This window comes from Pseudomonas sp. Irchel 3H7 (assembly GCF_900187605.1).
Taxonomy (GTDB): domain Bacteria; phylum Pseudomonadota; class Gammaproteobacteria; order Pseudomonadales; family Pseudomonadaceae; genus Aquipseudomonas.
In genome coordinates, this window is sequence record NZ_FYEA01000001.1 from 593,200 (window position 1) to 610,163 (window position 16,964).

Below are 16,964 nucleotides of genomic sequence, written 5' to 3' on the forward strand. Positions count from 1 at the left end.
TCAGGCGCGATTGCGCAGCCATTGTAGAAAGCCTTTTTTCGCCACCACCACCGGCGCTTCCTCGGTCAGCGATTGCGCCTTGTGCAGGCGGTAATCGAGCAAGGTTTTCATGGCATCGCTGATATCGTGGCGAGCGTCCAGACACGGCTTCAGGTAAGTCTTCTCGATGCGGTACAGGGCACAGAAGGTTTTCGCGGCAAACTTGGCCGGCACAGAAGAATCGGAAAGTATGCCGGCCTCGCCGATCACTTCGCCGGGGCCCATGCGCCCGGACTCGAACGGCGTGCCATGGCGGGTCAAGGTCACCGTGACCACACCCGACTCGATAATGAACAAGTGATCGCTGACCTCCCCCGCCTCAAGAATCGTCTCGCCGGCACGGAAGGTTTGCAGGGTCATGTTCTGGCTGAAGGTTTCTTTCTCTTCCTGGCGCAACGTCGAGAAAATCGGCGAACTGTCGAGCAATGCCCGTGGCCGCGAAAGGTTGGCTGGCGCACCGGTTTCATTGCTCGATAGCAAACTCACCCCGGACGCCTGCAAGTGCCGATAGGCCAGATCGAACAGCTGATTACGCACCACACGCTTCTCGCCCATCGAGGCGACGAAACCGCTGATCTCGTATTCCGCACCGCTACTGCCGGAGCTTTTCAGCGCCACACTGGGCGCGGGAGTATCGAGCAACTGACGACAGCCCTGCATCGCCCGCTCCAGCGCATCGATCACTGAATTGGGCCGCGCGTGCGGGCTGACCTGCACGCTGACCGCGACACCGAACATATTGCTCGGCCGACTGAAGTTGATGATCTTGGCTTTGGCCGCCAGTGAGTTGGGAATCACCGCCATGCTGCCCTGGCTGGTTTGCAGGCGTGTGGCGCGCCAGTCGATGTCGGTGACTCGGCCTTCGGTGCCGTCGATGGAAATCCAGTCATCCAGTTGATAGGGCTTGGTGGTGTTGAGGACGATCCCGGAGAACACATCGCTGAGCGTGCTCTGCAAGGCCAGACCGACGATGATCGCCAACGCTCCGGAGGTGGCCAGCACGCCTTTGACCGGCAGATCCAGCACGTACGCCAGCGCGGCAATGATCGCGATGAGGAAAATCACCGCGCCGAGCAAATCCTGCAACAGCCGCCCGGTGTGCCCGACCCGTTGCATCATCACCGCGCCGATCAACACCGTCAGGGTGCGTGCGCCGAACAGCCACCAGCCAATCTGCAACCCAGTCGCTGCCAGGTGCAGCGGCACGTTGTCGGCCCACGGTGCGGGCTCCATCGGGTTGAGGCCTTCGTTGAACAGCAACACGCTGAACAAAGCGAAAATCAGCACCCGCACCAGCAGTTTCCACTCGCTGCCATGGGAGCTGATCAAGCGCCACAGACCGAGATCGAGAAGGATCAGGACCAACGCGCAAAACAACGGATGTTCGGTGAGCAGAGACAGCATCAAACAACTCCGACGAAGGCCAATCGCGAGAAGATCGCACAGATTGAGCAAGTGTAGGAGCAATTGATTTCACAGCATGAACACGCCCGCAAAAACACCACAAAACCCATGTAGGAGTGAGCCTGCTCGCGATGGCGGGGTATCAGTCGAAATCTCTTTGACTGACCCACCGCTATCGCGAGCAGGCTCACTCCTACAGGTATTGCGTAAGGCCTGGGTTATTTACCGTTAGTCAGGGTGCTGTAGCTGGTCATCAGGTTGCGGTAGTCCGGGATGTGGTTGGAGAACAGCGTGCCCAGCCCTTCAATATCGTTGCGCCAGTCGCGGTGCAGTTCGCAGGCCAGCCCGAACCAGGTCATCAATTGCGCGCCAGCGCTGGACATACGATTCCATGCCGAATCGCGGGTCAGTTCGTTGAACGTACCCGAAGCATCGGTGACCACGAACACATCAAAGCCTTCTTCCAGTGCCGACAGCGCCGGGAATGCCACGCACACTTCCGTCACCACACCGGCGATGATCAACTGCTTCTTGCCGGTCGCCTTGATCGCCTTGACGAAATCCTCGTTGTCCCAGGCGTTGATCTGGCCTGGACGGGCGATGTACGGCGCGTCCGGGAACAGCGCTTTCAGCTCCGGCACCAGCGGGCCATTGGGGCCGGTTTCAAAACTGGTGGTGAGGATCGTCGGCAGCTTGAAGTACTTGGCCAGATCGGCCAGTGCCAGCACGTTGTTCTTGAACTTGTCCGGATCAATATCGCGTACCAGCGACAGCAGCCCGGCCTGGTGGTCGACCAGCAGCACTGCGGCGTTGTTCTTGTCCAGACGTTTGTATTGAGTGGTCATAGCAGTAATCCTCGCGGGTGGTAGAGGCCGACGGGGGTCGGCCTCAGGGGACTCGATCAGCGCTGGGAATCCAGCACTTCGTGTTCGTTCGCGACTTGCTGAGCCTTGAGGTAGCTCTCGATCAGCAATTGATAATGCGGCATGGCCTGGGCGTAGACCGCCGCCCACTGTTCGGCATCGGGACGGTTCCACGAGCCTTGCAGCTCGGAAAGCGTAGCCATGATGTCGATCGGCACCACCCCGGCCTGGGCCAAACGGGCAACGGTCAGATCAGTGGCGAGTTTTGAGTGATTGCCGGACGCGTCGACCACGGCAAACACCCTGTAGCCTTCGTGCACGGCGGCGATGGACGGGAACGCCAGGCACACGCTGGTCAGGGTTCCGGCGATCACCAACGTCTTCTTGCCGGTGGCTTTGACCGCTGCGTGAAATTCCGGATTGTCCCAGGCATTGATTTCGCCTTTGCGCGCCACGTATTGCGCATGCGGCGCCGCTTCGTGAATCTCCGGGATCAACGGCCCGTTCGGCCCTTGCGGCACGGAGGCGGTGGTGATTACCGGCATCTTCAACAGGGTCGCGGCTTTGGCTAGTGCGATGGCATTGGCGCGCAATTGAGGCACGTCGATGTCCTTGACGATCTGGAACAGACCGCTCTGGTGGTCGATCAACAACATGGCCGCGTCACTGGCATCGATGGTCGGTTTCTGGCCGTCGAAGTTCGCTGCATTGACAGTGTTCATGTGCGTGTCCTCTTTTCTATAGGCGACAGCCATCCCTGGCCTGCGAACCGGCCTACGCATCCTGTGTAGAGCGGAGTGGTGGTGCGTTAAACGTGCATCTGGCCGAAGCGGCCGGACTGGAAGTCGGCGAACGCCTGATGGATTTCCTGCTCGGTGTTCATCACGAACGGGCCGTGGCCGACGATCGGTTCGTCGATCGGCTCGCCGCTGAGCAGCAACACCACCGCGTCCTGGCTGGCTTCGAGCGTCATCTGATGGCCGTCGCGCTCGAACAGCGCCAACTGCCCTTCGCCCACCGATTCCACACCGTTGACCTGCACCGAGCCTTTGAGCACCACCAGCGCGGTGTTGCGGCCTTCGTGCAGATCCAGCGTCAGCAACTTGCCGGCGTTCAGGCGCAAGTCCCACACGTCGATCGGTGTGAAGGTGCGCGACGGGCCTTTGTGGCCCTTGAACTCACCGGCGATCAGCCGCAAGCGGCCGGCATTGTCCTTGAGCGCAATGCTCGGGATGTCGCTGTCGAGAATGGTCTGGTAGCCCGGCGCGGCCATTTTGTCCTTGGCCGGCAGGTTGACCCACAGCTGGACCATTTCCAGTTTGCCGCCGGTTTTGGCGAAGTTTTCCGAATGGAACTCCTCGTGGAGGATCCCGGAAGCCGCGGTCATCCATTGCACATCGCCCGGGCCGATCACGCCGCCACTACCGGTCGAGTCGCGGTGCTGCACTTCGCCTTCATAAACGATAGTCACGGTTTCGAAACCACGGTGCGGATGCTGACCAACGCCACGCCGTTCGGAGGTCGGGGTGAAATCGGCAGGGCCAGCGTGATCGAGCAGCAGGAACGGGCTGATGTGTTTGCCCAGGTTGTCGTAGGAAAACAGCGTGCGAACCGGGAAACCATCGCCGACCCAATGGCCGCGCGGGCTGGTGTAGATACCGATGATGTTTTTCATGGTTGTCTCCAATGGGGTGAGTGATGCGATGGATTAAGCTTAAATCCATGACCATTAATGCACTAGACTGCAAAAATCAGCCTTAGCGTTCTATCTGGAGAACGATGGTGGAAGACCTCAATACCCTCTACTACTTCACCCAAGTGGTCGAACACCACGGTTTCGCCGCTGCCGGGCGCGCACTGGACATGCCCAAATCAAAACTCAGCCGGCGTATTTCCGAACTGGAAGAGCGCCTCGGCGTACGCCTGCTGCACCGCACCAGCCGCCATTGCTCGCTGACCGAAATCGGCCAGGCGTATTACCAGCGCTGCCTGGCCATGCGCGTCGAAGCCGAAAGCGCCGCCGAGCTGATCGAACGTAACCGCTCCGAACCGCAGGGGCTGGTGCGCCTGAGTTGCCCGACGGCGCTGCTCAACTCGTGGGTCGGGCCGATGCTCACGCGCTACATGCTCAAATACCCGCTGGTGGAATTGTTTATCGAGAGCACCAACCGCCGCGTCGATCTGCTGCACGAAGGCTTCGACATTGCCTTGCGCGTGCGCTTTCCGCCGCTGGAGAACACCGACATGGTCATGAAGGTGCTGGGCAACAGCACGCAATCGGTGGTCGGTAGCCCACAGTTTGTCGAACGCCTGTCGTCACCGCCCTCGCCCGCTGACCTCAATGGTTTGCCGAGCCTGCATTGGGGCGCGGCGCAGCGTGAATATCAATGGGAGTTGCTGGGGCCGAATGACCACACGGCGCTGATCCGCCACACGCCGCGGATGGTCACCGATGATTTGATCGCGTTGCGTCAGGCGGTGATTGCCGGGGTTGGCGTGGCGCACTTGCCGAGTGTGGTGGTGCGTGAGGATATTGCCGCCGGACGCGTCGTCGAGCTGATTCCGGGTTGGGCGCCGAAGTGCGGGGTGGTGCATGCGATCTTTCCGTCGCGGCGCGGGTTGTTACCGTCGGTGCGCACGTTGATTGATTTTCTCGGCGAGGAGTTTGCCCACAGTGACATTGCCTGAATCGGTGGTGCGCCCGCTCGCGAAGAGGCCAGCCCGGACAACACAATTCCTGGAAAAGATTCATGACTTCTGATCAACAGTGCTTTGCCCCACCAGCGGTTTTTCTCAACGATTCAGACACGGATACTCCTGCCCATTCCCACTGCAACCCTGGAGTCTTTCATGTCTGTACCCGCTTTCGGTCTTGGTACGTTTCGTCTGCAAGGCCAAGTGGTCATCGATTCGGTGAGCACCGCCCTTGAACTCGGCTACCGGGTCATCGACACCGCGCAAATCTACGAAAACGAAGCCGATGTCGGCCAAGCCATCGCAGCCAGCGGCATCCCGCGTGAAGAACTGTTTGTCACCAGCAAGATCTGGGTCGCCAACTTCGCCAAGGATCGTTTGATCGACAGCCTCAAGGAGAGCCTGCAGAAATTGCAGACCGACTACCTCGACCTGACCTTGATTCACTGGCCATCGCCGGAAAACCAGGTCCCGGTCGAAGAATTCGTGGGCGCGCTGCTGGAGGCCAAGCGCCTGGGCCTGACCCGGCAGATCGGCGTGTCCAACTTCACCATCGATTTGATGCAGCAGGCTATTGCTGCGGTCGGTGCAGAAAACATCGCAACCAACCAGATCGAACTGCACCCGTACCTGCAAAACCGCAAAGTGGTCGAGTTTGCCCGCAGCCAAGGCATCCACATCACCTCGTACATGACCCTCGCCTACGGTGAAGTGTTGAAAGATTCGTTGCTCCAGCAGATCGCCGAACGCCTGCAGGCGACGCCGGCACAAGTCACCCTGGCCTGGGCGATGCAGTCGGGCTACGCGGTGATCCCGTCGTCGACCAAACGTGACAACCTGCAAAGCAATCTTGCTGCCACCGCGCTGACGCTAAGCGACGCCGATATGGCGCTGATTGCCACACTCGATCGCGGCCATCGTCTGACCAGCCCGAAAGGCATCGCGCCTGATTGGGACTGACCCGACACGCGTCAGATGTGTAGACGTTGCGCGAGGCTGGCCATGGCCTCGCGCAACGTCTCGACCGCGATGCCCAGCGTTGCCGCTTGCGCCTGTTGACTCGCCAGCTCCAGATCAACACACGCCGCCACTACCCGCGCTGCGCCCACCATCTGCGCCCCGCCCTTGATGTGATGAGTGAGCTCACGCAGCCCTGCGCGATCCTGCTCAGGCTGCAAATCATCAAGGCGTTGCAGATCGAGCTGCAAACTGTTCAACACTTCCTTGCGCAACTGTTCGATCAGGGCATGATCATCCCCGGCCATTTGCTCCAGGGTGCTCAGGTCGATTTCCGCCAACACCGGCGTTTCGCCGGGGGCAGCCGCGATGTCGCAATGACTGGCCGCCGTCAATGCCTGCGCCAGGTCGTGCAAGCGGATCGGTTTGAACAGACAGTCGTCCATGCCGGCATTCAGGCAGCGCGTGCGCTCCTCAACCTGAGCGTTGGCGGTAAAGCCGAGGATCAGACAGGGTTCGCGACCAGCCATTGCTTCTTCATCACGAATGGCCTGCGCCAGTTGATAACCGTTGCGCCGCGGCATGTTGCAATCGGTGATCACCACATCGAACGCCTGTGCACGCCAGCGCTCCAGCCCTTCATCGCCGTTCACGGTGTCGACCGTGCGATGGCCGAGTTCAGTCAACTGCCAGCACAGCAGCAAGCGGTTCACCGGATGATCGTCCACCACCAGAACACTCAATGAACACGTAGCGGCGATCAGTGTGTAGGACGGCGCCGGGGCCTGAGCGAGGGCTTCCAACAGCGGCAGCTCGAGGCTGACTTCGACCTGCGTTCCTTCACCCTGTGCACTGTCGAGTCGCAGCGTGCCGCCCATCATTTCGCAGAGGCTGCGACTGATCACCAGACCCAGTCCGGAGCCGCTGCGGGCCGCTTGCGAATCAGCGCCCGCCTGCACGAACGGGCTGAACAGCCGTCGCCGATCGTCGTCGCTGATCCCCACCCCACTGTCTTCAATCAGTACCTTCACCGCCAGGTGTTCGGCGACCATTGCGGTCACCACCAGCCGCAGACTGACCTCGCCCTCCTCGGTGAACTTGATCGCGTTGCTCAACAGATTCGACAGCACCTGTTTGAAGCGCGTCGGGTCGATCAGCACGTCAACATCGCTGCGAGCATCAAGTTCGATGTGCCACAACAAACGCTTCTGGCGCGCCAGCCCTTCAAACACCCGACACACCGACACCACCAGTTCGCGCAGGTTGGCGCGTTCCGGCGCGAGGGACAAATGCCCGGTCTCGATCCGCGCGATGTCGAGAATGTCGCCGATCAGCGCCAGCAATTGTTGCCCGGCATTGGAGGCCACCTGAATGGCCAAACGATCGGTCTGGCCTTCCTCGGCGCGCTTCAAGGCCAGTTCAAGCATGCCGATCAAGGCGTTCATCGGTGTACGGATTTCATGGCTCATGGTCGCCAGAAACGTGGTTTTCGCCCGATTGGCGTCGTCCGCCGCCTCCTTGGCTTCCTGCAATTGCTGCAACCATTGCTGGCGCCGACGAATCTGCTGGCGCTGAAAAACGATCCAGGCCAGCGCCAGCGTCAGCAACACCGCGGCACCGGCAAAGCCCAGCAGAATTTCGCGACGATGCCGTAACCAGTAACTGTCATCCACAACCACATCGTGGCTCCAGCGCTCAACCAATTCGTCCATCTGTTGCGGGGCGATGCTCAGTAAAGCCTTGTTCAGGATCGAATGCAGTGCCGGCATGTGCGGCGCCGTCGCCAGCGCAATGCGCGCCGGTTGATCACCGACCGTGCCGCTGATGCGCAGACGCTCGCGGTAGTGACGGGCGATCAGAAAGCGCGCTACCAGCAACGAGCTGACCGTGGCGTCGACCTGGCCTTTGGCGATCAACGCCATGCCTTCGGCGGGGCTTTTGACTTCGATCAGACGGATGCGCGGCACCCGTTCCAATAAATATCCGCGTAACGGATGGCCGCGATAAATCGCCAGCCGTTTATCGTTCAGATCATCAAGGTTGAGCGGCCCCTGCACGGTGATTGCACTGACCAGCACAAACGGATTGTTCAGATAGGCGCGGGTAAATTGCAGTTCGGTTTCGCGCTCGCTGCTCGGTGTCACCACCGGCAATACATCGAGTTCACCGGCCTTGAGCTGTTCGATCTGGCGATCCAGCGACGTTCCGCGCACAACTTCGAAGTTCAGCCCGCTACGCTGGCTGATCAAGCTCAGCAGTTGCGCCGACAGCCCGCTGAAACGGCCATCGGCATCAAAAAAAGTCAGCGGTGCGAAATCTTCGATGGCACCGACGCGCACCACCGGATGCTGGTCCAGCCACTCCTGCTCGCTGGCACTGAGTTGCACCCGCGACTGTTCAGCCATTTCGGCAAGGCCTGCGCTCCAGCGTTGCTCGATACGTTGCCGGCGCTCCATGGGGATGGCGGTCAACGCTTTATCGACGATGCGTTTGAGGCGCGCGTCGCTGCGCAACAGGGCAAAGCCGAACGAATTGGCGTCCAGTCCCGCCGGGCCGGCCAACTGCAGGTCGTTACGATAATTGGTGTTGATCAGGTAGTTGGCACTGATGAAGTCGCCCAGATACACGTCATCCGCGCCGAACGCCACCGCCCCGAGCGCATCCATCGCCGAAGGGTAGCGCTGCACGCTGGCCTGGGGATAGAACGCTTGTACGCTGACCAGTGGCAGATAGTCCTCGACCATGGCCAGACGCTTGCCGGCCAGATCGCTCGGCAACCGCTCTTCGAGCCGAGTCACCAGCATCGGCTGATCTTCGGCGTAAGCACGGGACAGAATGAAGTCCGGGTCGGCGGCTTCAAAACTGTTGGAAGTCCCCAGCAGATCAAGATCACCGCGTTTGAGTGCCGCCATCACGGCATCGCGGTTGGCAAAACGCTGCACTTCGATGCGCACACCGAGCAACTGCGCCAGCAGATCAGCGTAATCGGCCGTCAACCCTTCGAGTTCATGCTGATTGCGGGTGATCTCGAACGGTGGGTAATCCGGACCAGAAACGCCCATGCGCAGTATCGGGTGCTGACGCAGCCATTGCCGGTCCTGTTCGTCCAGGCGCAACTGGTTGTTTTCCGGCCCGCTGCGGGTCAGTACTTGCAGCACTTGTGGCGTGTCACTCGCCCAGCAGGTGGCTATCAGACTCAGCCACAGCCAGAAAATCTGCCATCCCTGCTTCATGTCCGCTCGCTCAGATCACATGATTGCGCTTGGCGAAATCGCGCAAGTGCACCGCTGAGCGGACCCCGAGCTTTTTCATCAGACGGGTTTTATAGGTGCTGACGGTTTTGTGGCTCAGGTGCATGTCCTCAGCAATCGCCTTGTTGGACTTGCCCTGCCCCAGTTGCTGGAAAATGCTCAACTCACGATCGGAGAGCTGATCGATCATCTGTTTCTCCGTGGTTTGCACGGCATTCAGCGTGCTGAAAATGTCCGGGAGCGTAGAAAAATAGGTATGCCCCGACATCACCGCCCGAATGGCGTTGCGCAATTGCTCCAGTTGATTGGTTTTGGTCACGTAGGCCATGGCCCCGGCACGCACGCAGCGATCCTGATAGAACATGGGTTCGTGTGTGCTGAACACCAGCACGCGGCAAGCAAAATCATTGGCCTTGATCCGGGCAAGAACCTCCAGCCCACCGAGTACCGGCAAGTTCAGATCGAGTATCACCAATCGAGGCTGGTGTTCCCGAATCAGCGACACCACCTCGTTGCCTTGGGACGCCTCGTAGATCTCTTTGAATCCTGCAGCTTGCAACACGATCCGGATGGCGGCGCGCACCACTGGATGATCGTCGACGATCAGCGCTGACTTCATGGCCACTCCCGGTGCAAAGTCTGACGAATAGGCCACCGATGGGGGCTGATCCAGACTCAGTGGCTGCGCCGGGACTGTTACATGGAACGGCGAGCAAATCACCTGTCAGACCTGACAGTTGCGGCCAGTGTTTTTTTATGCATGAGCAGCGAATTTTAGCGGTGAATATGGCTGGCAGGCTGACAAAAACTGGCGTCTCGCGGGTGTATCGACCAGCGCCATCAACTGACTGATCGACTGTTTTGAGGGCAGTGCCAAATGGCTGATTTGCACATTTTCCTGGGCGAAACCCGAGGCCTGTTGTAATGGTGCGGTGGATTCGTTGTAGATCAGCGCCTGACGAACCTGCGGGTTATCCAGGAAAAACCCCAGCAGATCCAGCGAACCTGCGGCCAGTTCGGCATTGATGACCACCGCATCGAACGGCTCGCAACCGTAGTCCACCAGCGTCAGCAGTTCGGTGAGGCTCTGTGCCGGAGCCACGCGGTAGTAATCGAGGCTGTTGAACAGACGTTCGATTTTCATCCGGTGGAAATGCTGCGTGTCGGCGATCAGGATGCGCAGGGTTTTCGTGATCATGGTCAATCTCCCGGGATTTGCGTTTTCTGGGTGTGGCAAGACTACGCAAGCCCTACGGCGGGTTCTGTAGGAATATTCCGAAAAATACGGCTATTCATCGCAGGCTCAACGAGCCAGCCCCCTCACTCGACGTTTTAGTGACCGACTGAAACCCCTTGAAGATGAAGAGCGCTTTATTCGGTGGTACTCGGACTCCAGAACGCCTGCACCACCAATGCCGACGTCGAGATTCTTGCGACCAGCGCATCCAGTTCATCACCATCGACCGACGTCGTCGCCAGCGTCGCTTCGATTTCGATTTCATCGGCGCCGAACGCATGCACATCGACATCGCTGGCCGGGTAGTTGCTGCGTTCAAGCTCGGCTTCGAGCAACGCGAACACGGCGGTCTGCTGGGAGCGCCGGGCGATGACGTAGACGATATTGGTGACTTCAGCCGAAACCACGTCCAAGGGCTGGCGGTTGATGTTGTTGACGATTGGCCGCAGCAAGGTGTTGGCGGCCAGAATGAACAGTGTGCCGAGCACCGCTTCGGCAAGCAGGTCGGCACCGGCACAGGCGCCGACCGCTGCTGAAGTCCACAACGTTGCAGCGGTGTTGAGGCCGCGCACATTGCCCTCTTCGCGCATGATCACCCCGGCGCCGAGAAAACCGATGCCGGAGACCACATAGGCAACCACGCGCACCGCGCCTTCAGCACCGGCGAGGCGGTTGGCCATGTCGACGAAAATCGCTGCACCGACCGCGACCAGCACGTTGGTGCGCAGGCCGGCAGTGCGTTGCCGGTACTGGCGCTCGAAACCGATCAGACCACCGAGAATGAACGCAGCGCTGAGGCTGACCAGGGTGTCGAGCAGCGAATCGAGGTTGAGGTTGTTGATGGCTTGCATAGTAATTTCCCTGAATACACACAAATCCCTCTGTAGGAGCTGCCGCAGGCTGCGATCTTTTGATTTTGTTTTTAAAAGACAAGATCAAGAGATCGCAGCCTTCGGCAGCTCCTACAGAGGGGCAGCGGTGTTGCTGTTATTGCCAGCCGAACCGGCGGATGTAGAAGCCTTTCACCGCCTGGGTCAGCGCCATGTACGCCAACAGAATCACCGGCAGGAACACGAAGTACAGCGATGGCAGCGCCTGCAATTTGAAGTAGTGCGCCAGCGGCCCCATCGGCAGAAAGATGCCGACCGCCATGATGATCCCGGTCATCACCAGCAGCGGCATGGCGGCGCGGCTTTGCAGGAACGGAATCTTCGGCGTGCGGATCATGTGTACGATCAGCGTCTGGGTCAGCAACCCGACCACGAACCAGCCGGACTGGAACAGGGTCTGGTGATCCGGGGTGTTGGCATCGAATACGTACCACATCAAAGCGAATGTGGTGATGTCAAAGATCGAACTGATCGGGCCGAAGAACAGCATGAAGCGCCCGACGTCGCCCGGCTGCCAGCGTTGTGGTTTCTTCAGCATTTCCTCATCGACGTTATCGAATGGAATCGCAATCTGCGAAATGTCGTAGAGCAGGTTTTGCACCAGCAGGTGCATCGGCAGCATTGGCAGGAATGGAATGAACGCACTGGCGACCAGCACCGAGAACACGTTGCCGAAGTTGGAGCTGGCGGTCATCTTGATGTACTTGAGCATGTTGGCGAAGGTGCGCCGCCCTTCGAGCACGCCCTCCTCCAGCACCATCAGGCTCTTTTCCAGGAGGATGATGTCGGCCGCTTCCTTGGCGATGTCCACCGCACTGTCCACGGAAATGCCGATGTCGGCGGTACGCAGCGCGGGCGCGTCGTTGATGCCGTCGCCCATGAAGCCGACTACATGGCCATTGCCTTTGAGGATGCGCACGATGCGCTCCTTGTGCGACGGCGTCAGTTTAGCGAAGACGTTGGTCTTCTCTACAGCCACCGCCAGTTCGGCGTCACTCATGCGCTCGACGTCATTGCCCAGCAACAGACCTTGTTGCGCAAGCCCTACTTCGCGGCAGATTTTCGCCGTCACCAGCTCGTTATCACCGGTCAGCACCTTCACTGCCACACCGTGTTCAGCCAAAGCCTTGAGCGCTGGCGCGGTGCTTTCCTTCGGCGGATCGAGGAACGCCACATAGCCGATCAGCGTCAGTTCATTTTCATCAGCCAGACTGTAAGTGTCGCGACCTTCCGGCATCGAGCGTGCGGCCACGGCCACCACGCGCAAGCCTTCAGCGTTGAATGCTGCGGTGACCTGACGAATCCGGGTCAGCAATTCATCGCTCAAGGCTTCATCGACTTCGCCGTGCCGCACGCGGCTGCACACCGCCAATACTTCTTCCACCGCACCTTTGCAGATCAGTTGATGTGGCTGGCCACGCCCTTCGACCACCACCGACATGCGCCGGCGATTGAAGTCGAACGGGATCTCATCGACCTTGCGAAACGCCGTGCCGACTTTCAGTTCACGGTGGACTTCCACGTGTTCCAGCACCGCGACGTCGAGCAGGTTTTTCAGGCCGGTCTGGTAGTAGCTGTTGAGGTAGGCCATCTCCAGCACGTCATCGGAGTCTTCGCCCCAGACATCGACATTACGCGCGAGGAAGATCTTGTCCTGAGTCAACGTGCCGGTCTTGTCGGTGCACAGCACGTCCATGGCGCCGAAGTTTTGAATCGCATCAAGACGTTTGACGATGACTTTTTTACGCGACAGAAACACCGCGCCTTTGGCCAGCGTCGAGGTGACGATCATCGGCAGCATTTCCGGGGTCAGGCCAACGGCAATCGACAGCGCGAACAGCAGCGCTTCAGTCCAGTCACCCTTGGTGAAACCGTTAATGAACAGCACCAGCGGCGCCATGACGAACATGAAACGGATCAACAACCAGCTGACTTTATTCACGCCTTGCTGGAACGAAGTGACCGCGCGATCAGTGGCGCCGACACGCTGGGCCAAAGCACCGAAATAGGTGCTGTTGCCGGTGGTCAGAATGACCGCCACAGCGGTGCCGGACACTACGTTGGTGCCCATGAACAGGATGTTGTCCAGCTCCAGCGGATTGCGCGTGTCGCGATCAGCCTGACGCGGAAATTTTTCCACCGGCATCGATTCACCGGTCATCGCCGCTTGGCTGACGAACAGATCCTTGGCGCTGAGCACGCGGCAATCAGCAGGAATCATGTCACCGGCCGAGAGCACGATCAGATCGCCCGGCACCAGTTGCTTGATCGGCAATTCGCTGCGCGGCGCATCACGGCGCATCACCGTGGCGGTGTTGCTGACCATGGCTTTCAGCGCGTCGGCGGCCTGGTTGGATTTGCTTTCCTGCCAGAAGCGCAGCAGCGTCGACAGCACCACCATGGAAAAAATCACAACGGCGGCTTTGAGGTCTTCGGTCAGCCACGAGATCACCGCCAACAACGTCAGCAGCAGGTTGAACGGGTTTTTGTAGCAGTGCCACAGGTGCGTCCACCACGGCAGAGGCTGCTCATGTTCGACTTCGTTGAGACCGTATTGCGCACGCAGCGCATCGACTTCGAAATCAGTGAGGCCATCGGAGTGCGTGCCCAATGACGACAGCAATACACCGCTGTCGCACTGCGCGGCATCGACCAACGTGTTGGCTAACGTGGGCGGGACTTCACGGCTGACCGTGGTGTCGTTGATCGATTCCAGCAGCGCCAGGCGACGGAAGTGCCGGGCGATGTGGCGGGTCCGCAGAAAACCTGCGAAGAATTCCTTGAGCGTAAGTTTCATGGCTGTTGCCCCTATGGTCAGCCGGGAAACCGTCAAGCAGGTACGGCCGCGCCTCGTCCGCCGGAAAAACCGGCACGGCAAGGCCTGGCGCGCCGGTCAGAAACGACAGGCGTGTCGATAGGGCTGCGATCACGACGATAAAGTCGCAATCACGCTCTGTTCAGCGTCGATGAGAAGGAACGTCCAGACATGGCCCAGGACGGGTCATGCACGGGGTGCCGCTGCTCGCTGTTACGGCGAGACAACGGCAGAGAAAGGCTGCGCGTTATCTTGCCGAGAATCTGCCGGTTACCGAGACCGGCCGACAACTGTCACTCGAACAAGTACCCACTGTGGGTCTCCGCTATTGATGAAAACGCGCGAAGCTTACGCCCCGATGATGTGAGAGTAAACCGGCAAAAGGAGGTGTGTCGGGGAATGTGGGGGATGTTCAGGAAGGGTTCAGGATGATCGTTCCCACGCTCTGCGTGGGAATGCAGCCCGGGACGCTCCGCGTCCCTATCGAAGGCCGAACGCGGAGCGTCTGTTGAGGCATTCCCACGCAGAGCGTGGGAACGATCTGGCCTGGAAATCGGCGTTAGCTAGCAGTCGCCAACAACAGATCCGCCATCGAACGATGCCCACGATTCTTGCCATGCTCATACAGCGAGCCGGCAATCTCGTCCGCGCGAATCGGCAACACCGACAACAGCGTATCGCTCAGACCATGGCTGGCCTGGCAGAAGCCCTGCATGTAGATGCCGGCCTTGCAGCGTTCGTCGGTGATCAGTTTGTAGTTGCGATCGACCTCGAAGTCGCCGAGGTATTCTTCCAGCGGTGCCAGCAGTTTGCGGTGCATCTGCCGCTCGTAACCGGTGGCCAATACCACCGCATCATAGTTGCGCACGGTGACTTCGCCGGTGGCGTTGTTGCGCACAGCCAGTTCGATACCGTTGTCGGTGGCGGTGGCTTTCTCGACGGTAGTCAGGGTGCGGAACGCGTGGCGGGCAATCCCCGAGACTTTCTGCCGATAAAAGATGCCGTAGATGCGTTCGATCAGGTCGATGTCGACCACCGAATAGTTGGTGTTGTGGTACTCGTTGACCAGACGTTCGCGCTCGGCACTGTTCTGCTGGAACACCAAATCGGTGAACTCCGGCGAGAACACTTCGTTGACGAACGGGCTGTCATCGGCAGGTTTCAAGGCCGAGCCGCGCAGGATCATGTCGACCTGCACCGACGGGAACGAATCGTTCAGGTCGATAAAGGCTTCTGCGGCGCTCTGCCCGCCACCGATGATCGCGATGCTCATCGGCTGATTGTTCACGCACGGCTGCTTGGCCATTTGCGACAGGTATTGCGAATGGTGGAACACACGGGTGTCGCCTTTCAGTGCCTTGAACGCCTCCGGAATGCGCGGCGTGCCACCGGCGCTGACCACCACCGAACGGGTGGTCCGTACATGCTGCTGGCCGTCGCTGCCACGGGAAATCACGCGCAGCGCTTCAACCTGTTGGTTGTGCAGCACCGGCTCGATGGTCAGCACTTCTTCGCCGTAACGGCTCTGCTCGGTGAACTGCCCGGCGACCCAGCGCAGGTAGTCGTTGTACTCCATGCGGCACGGATAGAACGTGCCGAGGTTGATGAAGTCGACCAGACGACCGTGGTGTTTGAGGTAATTGACGAACGAGTACGGGCTGGTGGGATTGCGCAGGGTCACCAGATCCTTGAGGAAGGAAATCTGCAACTCGCTCTGCGTCGACAGGGTGTTGCCGTGCCAGCTGTAGTTGGCCTGCTTGTCGAGGAACAGCACATCCAGCTCGCCGTGGGTCGGCCCGCGCTCTTGCAGAGCGATGGCCAGCGCCAGGTTCGAAGGGCCGAAACCGACGCCGATCAGGTCGTGAACGATGGGCGATGCAATTGCCTGTGTCATTTCCAGTGTCCTCTGGATGAACCCCTCAACGCGGGGATAAAGCCTGGGTGGCCTGACCGGCCTGAATCAGGTCAGCAGGTCGTCTGTTGAGTAGGAACGAGGACGATGAACGGAAATTTAACCAGCAAGGATCAATGGGCATCCCATTGTTTAATCCGCAAGCGGCAATGTTTCATGGCGTTGACGATGTGTTTTTCTACCAACGCCTTGGAAATCCCGAGGTGCTCGGCAATTTCCGGATGGGACAGACCTTCGATCTTGCGCAGCAGAAAACTTTCACGGCAACGCGGCGGCAACTCGGCCAGCGCGCGCTGGAGCATCTCCAGACGCTGGCCGTGGTCAAGCGTGCCATGGGGCGACGGGGTGAAATAGCGTTCTTCACTGTCCAGCACATCGAGTGATTCGACCTGACGCAAGGCGTTGCGCCGATGATCATCGATGACCAGGTTCAATGCCGTGCGGTAAAGGAAGGCCCGCGGTTGTTCGATCGGCGTGTCGCTGGAACGCTCCAGCACCCGCACATAAGCGTCATGCACCACATCTTCGGCCACCTGACGGTTGCCCAGCTTGGCGTTAAGGAAACACACCAGCTCACGATAGTAGTTTTCCAACATGACTCCCGACCGCATCGATGCAGTTCCTGTCCTTGAGCACACTGATCCCGCCACGGAATTGGCAGTAGCAAGATAGTGGCAACTTGAGGTGCGTAATTTATAGTAATTCTCATATAGATTTAAAGAGCTGATTCCACATCCCGACCAAATAGTCCTGCCCGGACACCTGTTACATGATGTGTGGGCGCTTAAATTCCCTTGCCCATGCATCGTTTACAGGACAGCTCCCCGTATCTGTCGTGCCATGCGACAGCGTTCAGCGCCCCTGCACGCCTGTGTACTGGCCGAATGACGGGCCGAACCCAC

13 protein-coding genes are annotated in these 16,964 nt (G+C 59.4%); 2 read left to right on the forward strand and 11 right to left on the reverse strand.

Annotated features, from left to right (window positions below; all coding sequences use genetic code 11):
- The 4 genes from CKW38_RS02910 to CKW38_RS02925 form a co-directional block, all read right to left on the reverse strand.
- Positions 1-1,443 (reverse strand): mechanosensitive ion channel family protein, encoded by a 1,443-nt coding sequence (locus tag CKW38_RS02910; RefSeq protein ID WP_095111765.1) that lies wholly within the window; start codon positions 1,441-1,443, stop codon positions 1-3.
- Positions 1,444-1,661: 218 nt separating this feature from the next.
- The gene (gene ycaC / locus CKW38_RS02915) at positions 1,662-2,288 is read right to left on the reverse strand and encodes an isochorismate family cysteine hydrolase YcaC (protein ID WP_095111766.1); all 627 of its coding nucleotides are present in this window, start codon (positions 2,286-2,288) and stop codon (positions 1,662-1,664) included.
- A 56-nt stretch (positions 2,289-2,344) separates the two neighbouring features.
- Positions 2,345-3,028: an isochorismatase family protein gene (locus tag CKW38_RS02920; RefSeq protein WP_095111767.1), complete on the reverse strand. Its 684-nt coding sequence runs from the start codon at positions 3,026-3,028 to the stop codon at positions 2,345-2,347.
- Positions 3,029-3,114: 86 nt separating this feature from the next.
- On the reverse strand, positions 3,115-3,981 hold the full coding sequence (locus CKW38_RS02925; RefSeq protein ID WP_095111768.1) for a pirin family protein: 867 nt from the start codon (positions 3,979-3,981) through the stop codon (positions 3,115-3,117).
- A 104-nt stretch (positions 3,982-4,085) separates the two neighbouring features.
- On the opposite strand from CKW38_RS02925, the gene CKW38_RS02930 reads away from it, so the two are divergent.
- The gene (locus tag CKW38_RS02930) at positions 4,086-4,994 is read left to right on the forward strand and encodes a LysR substrate-binding domain-containing protein (RefSeq protein WP_007913389.1); all 909 of its coding nucleotides are present in this window, start codon (positions 4,086-4,088) and stop codon (positions 4,992-4,994) included.
- A 162-nt stretch (positions 4,995-5,156) separates the two neighbouring features.
- Positions 5,157-5,960, forward strand: coding sequence for a 2,5-didehydrogluconate reductase DkgB (gene dkgB, locus CKW38_RS02935; RefSeq protein ID WP_095111769.1), 804 nt, complete (start codon positions 5,157-5,159; stop codon positions 5,958-5,960).
- Positions 5,961-5,971: 11 nt separating this feature from the next.
- Here dkgB and CKW38_RS02940 read toward each other — a convergent pair whose 3' ends face one another.
- The 7 genes from CKW38_RS02940 to CKW38_RS02970 all read right to left on the reverse strand — a co-directional run bounded on the left by CKW38_RS02940 (position 5,972) and on the right by CKW38_RS02970 (position 16,658).
- Complete coding sequence (locus tag CKW38_RS02940; protein ID WP_095111770.1) at positions 5,972-9,190, reverse strand: transporter substrate-binding domain-containing protein; 3,219 nt, start codon at positions 9,188-9,190, stop codon at positions 5,972-5,974.
- 10 nt (positions 9,191-9,200) lie between these two features.
- A complete protein-coding gene (locus tag CKW38_RS02945) occupies positions 9,201-9,827 on the reverse strand; it encodes a response regulator transcription factor (RefSeq protein ID WP_007913386.1) in 627 nt (208 codons plus the stop codon).
- 135 nt (positions 9,828-9,962) lie between these two features.
- Positions 9,963-10,406, reverse strand: a complete 444-nt coding sequence (locus CKW38_RS02950) for a chemotaxis protein CheY (protein ID WP_095111771.1) — start codon at positions 10,404-10,406, stop codon at positions 9,963-9,965.
- A 173-nt stretch (positions 10,407-10,579) separates the two neighbouring features.
- Positions 10,580-11,296, reverse strand: coding sequence for an MgtC/SapB family protein (locus tag CKW38_RS02955; RefSeq protein ID WP_007913384.1), 717 nt, complete (start codon positions 11,294-11,296; stop codon positions 10,580-10,582).
- Positions 11,297-11,432: 136 nt separating this feature from the next.
- Positions 11,433-14,132 (reverse strand): magnesium-translocating P-type ATPase, encoded by a 2,700-nt coding sequence (gene mgtA, locus CKW38_RS02960; protein ID WP_095111772.1) that lies wholly within the window; start codon positions 14,130-14,132, stop codon positions 11,433-11,435.
- Between the two features lie 577 nt (positions 14,133-14,709).
- Entirely contained in the window at positions 14,710-16,044 is a 1,335-nt protein-coding gene (locus tag CKW38_RS02965) for a lysine N(6)-hydroxylase/L-ornithine N(5)-oxygenase family protein (protein WP_095111773.1), read from the reverse strand.
- 131 nt (positions 16,045-16,175) lie between these two features.
- On the reverse strand, positions 16,176-16,658 hold the full coding sequence (locus CKW38_RS02970; RefSeq protein WP_042704912.1) for a sigma-70 family RNA polymerase sigma factor: 483 nt from the start codon (positions 16,656-16,658) through the stop codon (positions 16,176-16,178).
- Between the last annotated feature and the right edge of the window lie 306 nt (positions 16,659-16,964).

Bases quoted from the DNA above. Each gene is read 5' to 3' on its own strand.
- ycaC (WP_095111766.1), bottom strand. From the start codon at position 2,288: ATGACCACTCAATACAAACGTCTGGACAAGAACAACGCCGCAGTGCTG.
- CKW38_RS02970 (WP_042704912.1), bottom strand. From the start codon at position 16,658: ATGTTGGAAAACTACTATCGTGAGCTGGTGTGTTTCCTTAACGCCAAG.
- CKW38_RS02955 (WP_007913384.1), bottom strand. From the start codon at position 11,296: ATGCAAGCCATCAACAACCTCAACCTCGATTCGCTGCTCGACACCCTG.
- CKW38_RS02950 (WP_095111771.1), bottom strand. From the start codon at position 10,406: ATGATCACGAAAACCCTGCGCATCCTGATCGCCGACACGCAGCATTTC.
- CKW38_RS02945 (WP_007913386.1), bottom strand. From the start codon at position 9,827: ATGAAGTCAGCGCTGATCGTCGACGATCATCCAGTGGTGCGCGCCGCC.
- mgtA (WP_095111772.1), bottom strand. From the start codon at position 14,132: ATGAAACTTACGCTCAAGGAATTCTTCGCAGGTTTTCTGCGGACCCGC.
- CKW38_RS02965 (WP_095111773.1), bottom strand. From the start codon at position 16,044: ATGACACAGGCAATTGCATCGCCCATCGTTCACGACCTGATCGGCGTC.
- CKW38_RS02930 (WP_007913389.1), top strand. From the start codon at position 4,086: ATGGTGGAAGACCTCAATACCCTCTACTACTTCACCCAAGTGGTCGAA.
- CKW38_RS02910 (WP_095111765.1), bottom strand. From the start codon at position 1,443: ATGCTGTCTCTGCTCACCGAACATCCGTTGTTTTGCGCGTTGGTCCTG.
- CKW38_RS02940 (WP_095111770.1), bottom strand. From the start codon at position 9,190: ATGAAGCAGGGATGGCAGATTTTCTGGCTGTGGCTGAGTCTGATAGCC.
- dkgB (WP_095111769.1), top strand. From the start codon at position 5,157: ATGTCTGTACCCGCTTTCGGTCTTGGTACGTTTCGTCTGCAAGGCCAA.
- CKW38_RS02925 (WP_095111768.1), bottom strand. From the start codon at position 3,981: ATGAAAAACATCATCGGTATCTACACCAGCCCGCGCGGCCATTGGGTC.
- CKW38_RS02920 (WP_095111767.1), bottom strand. From the start codon at position 3,028: ATGAACACTGTCAATGCAGCGAACTTCGACGGCCAGAAACCGACCATC.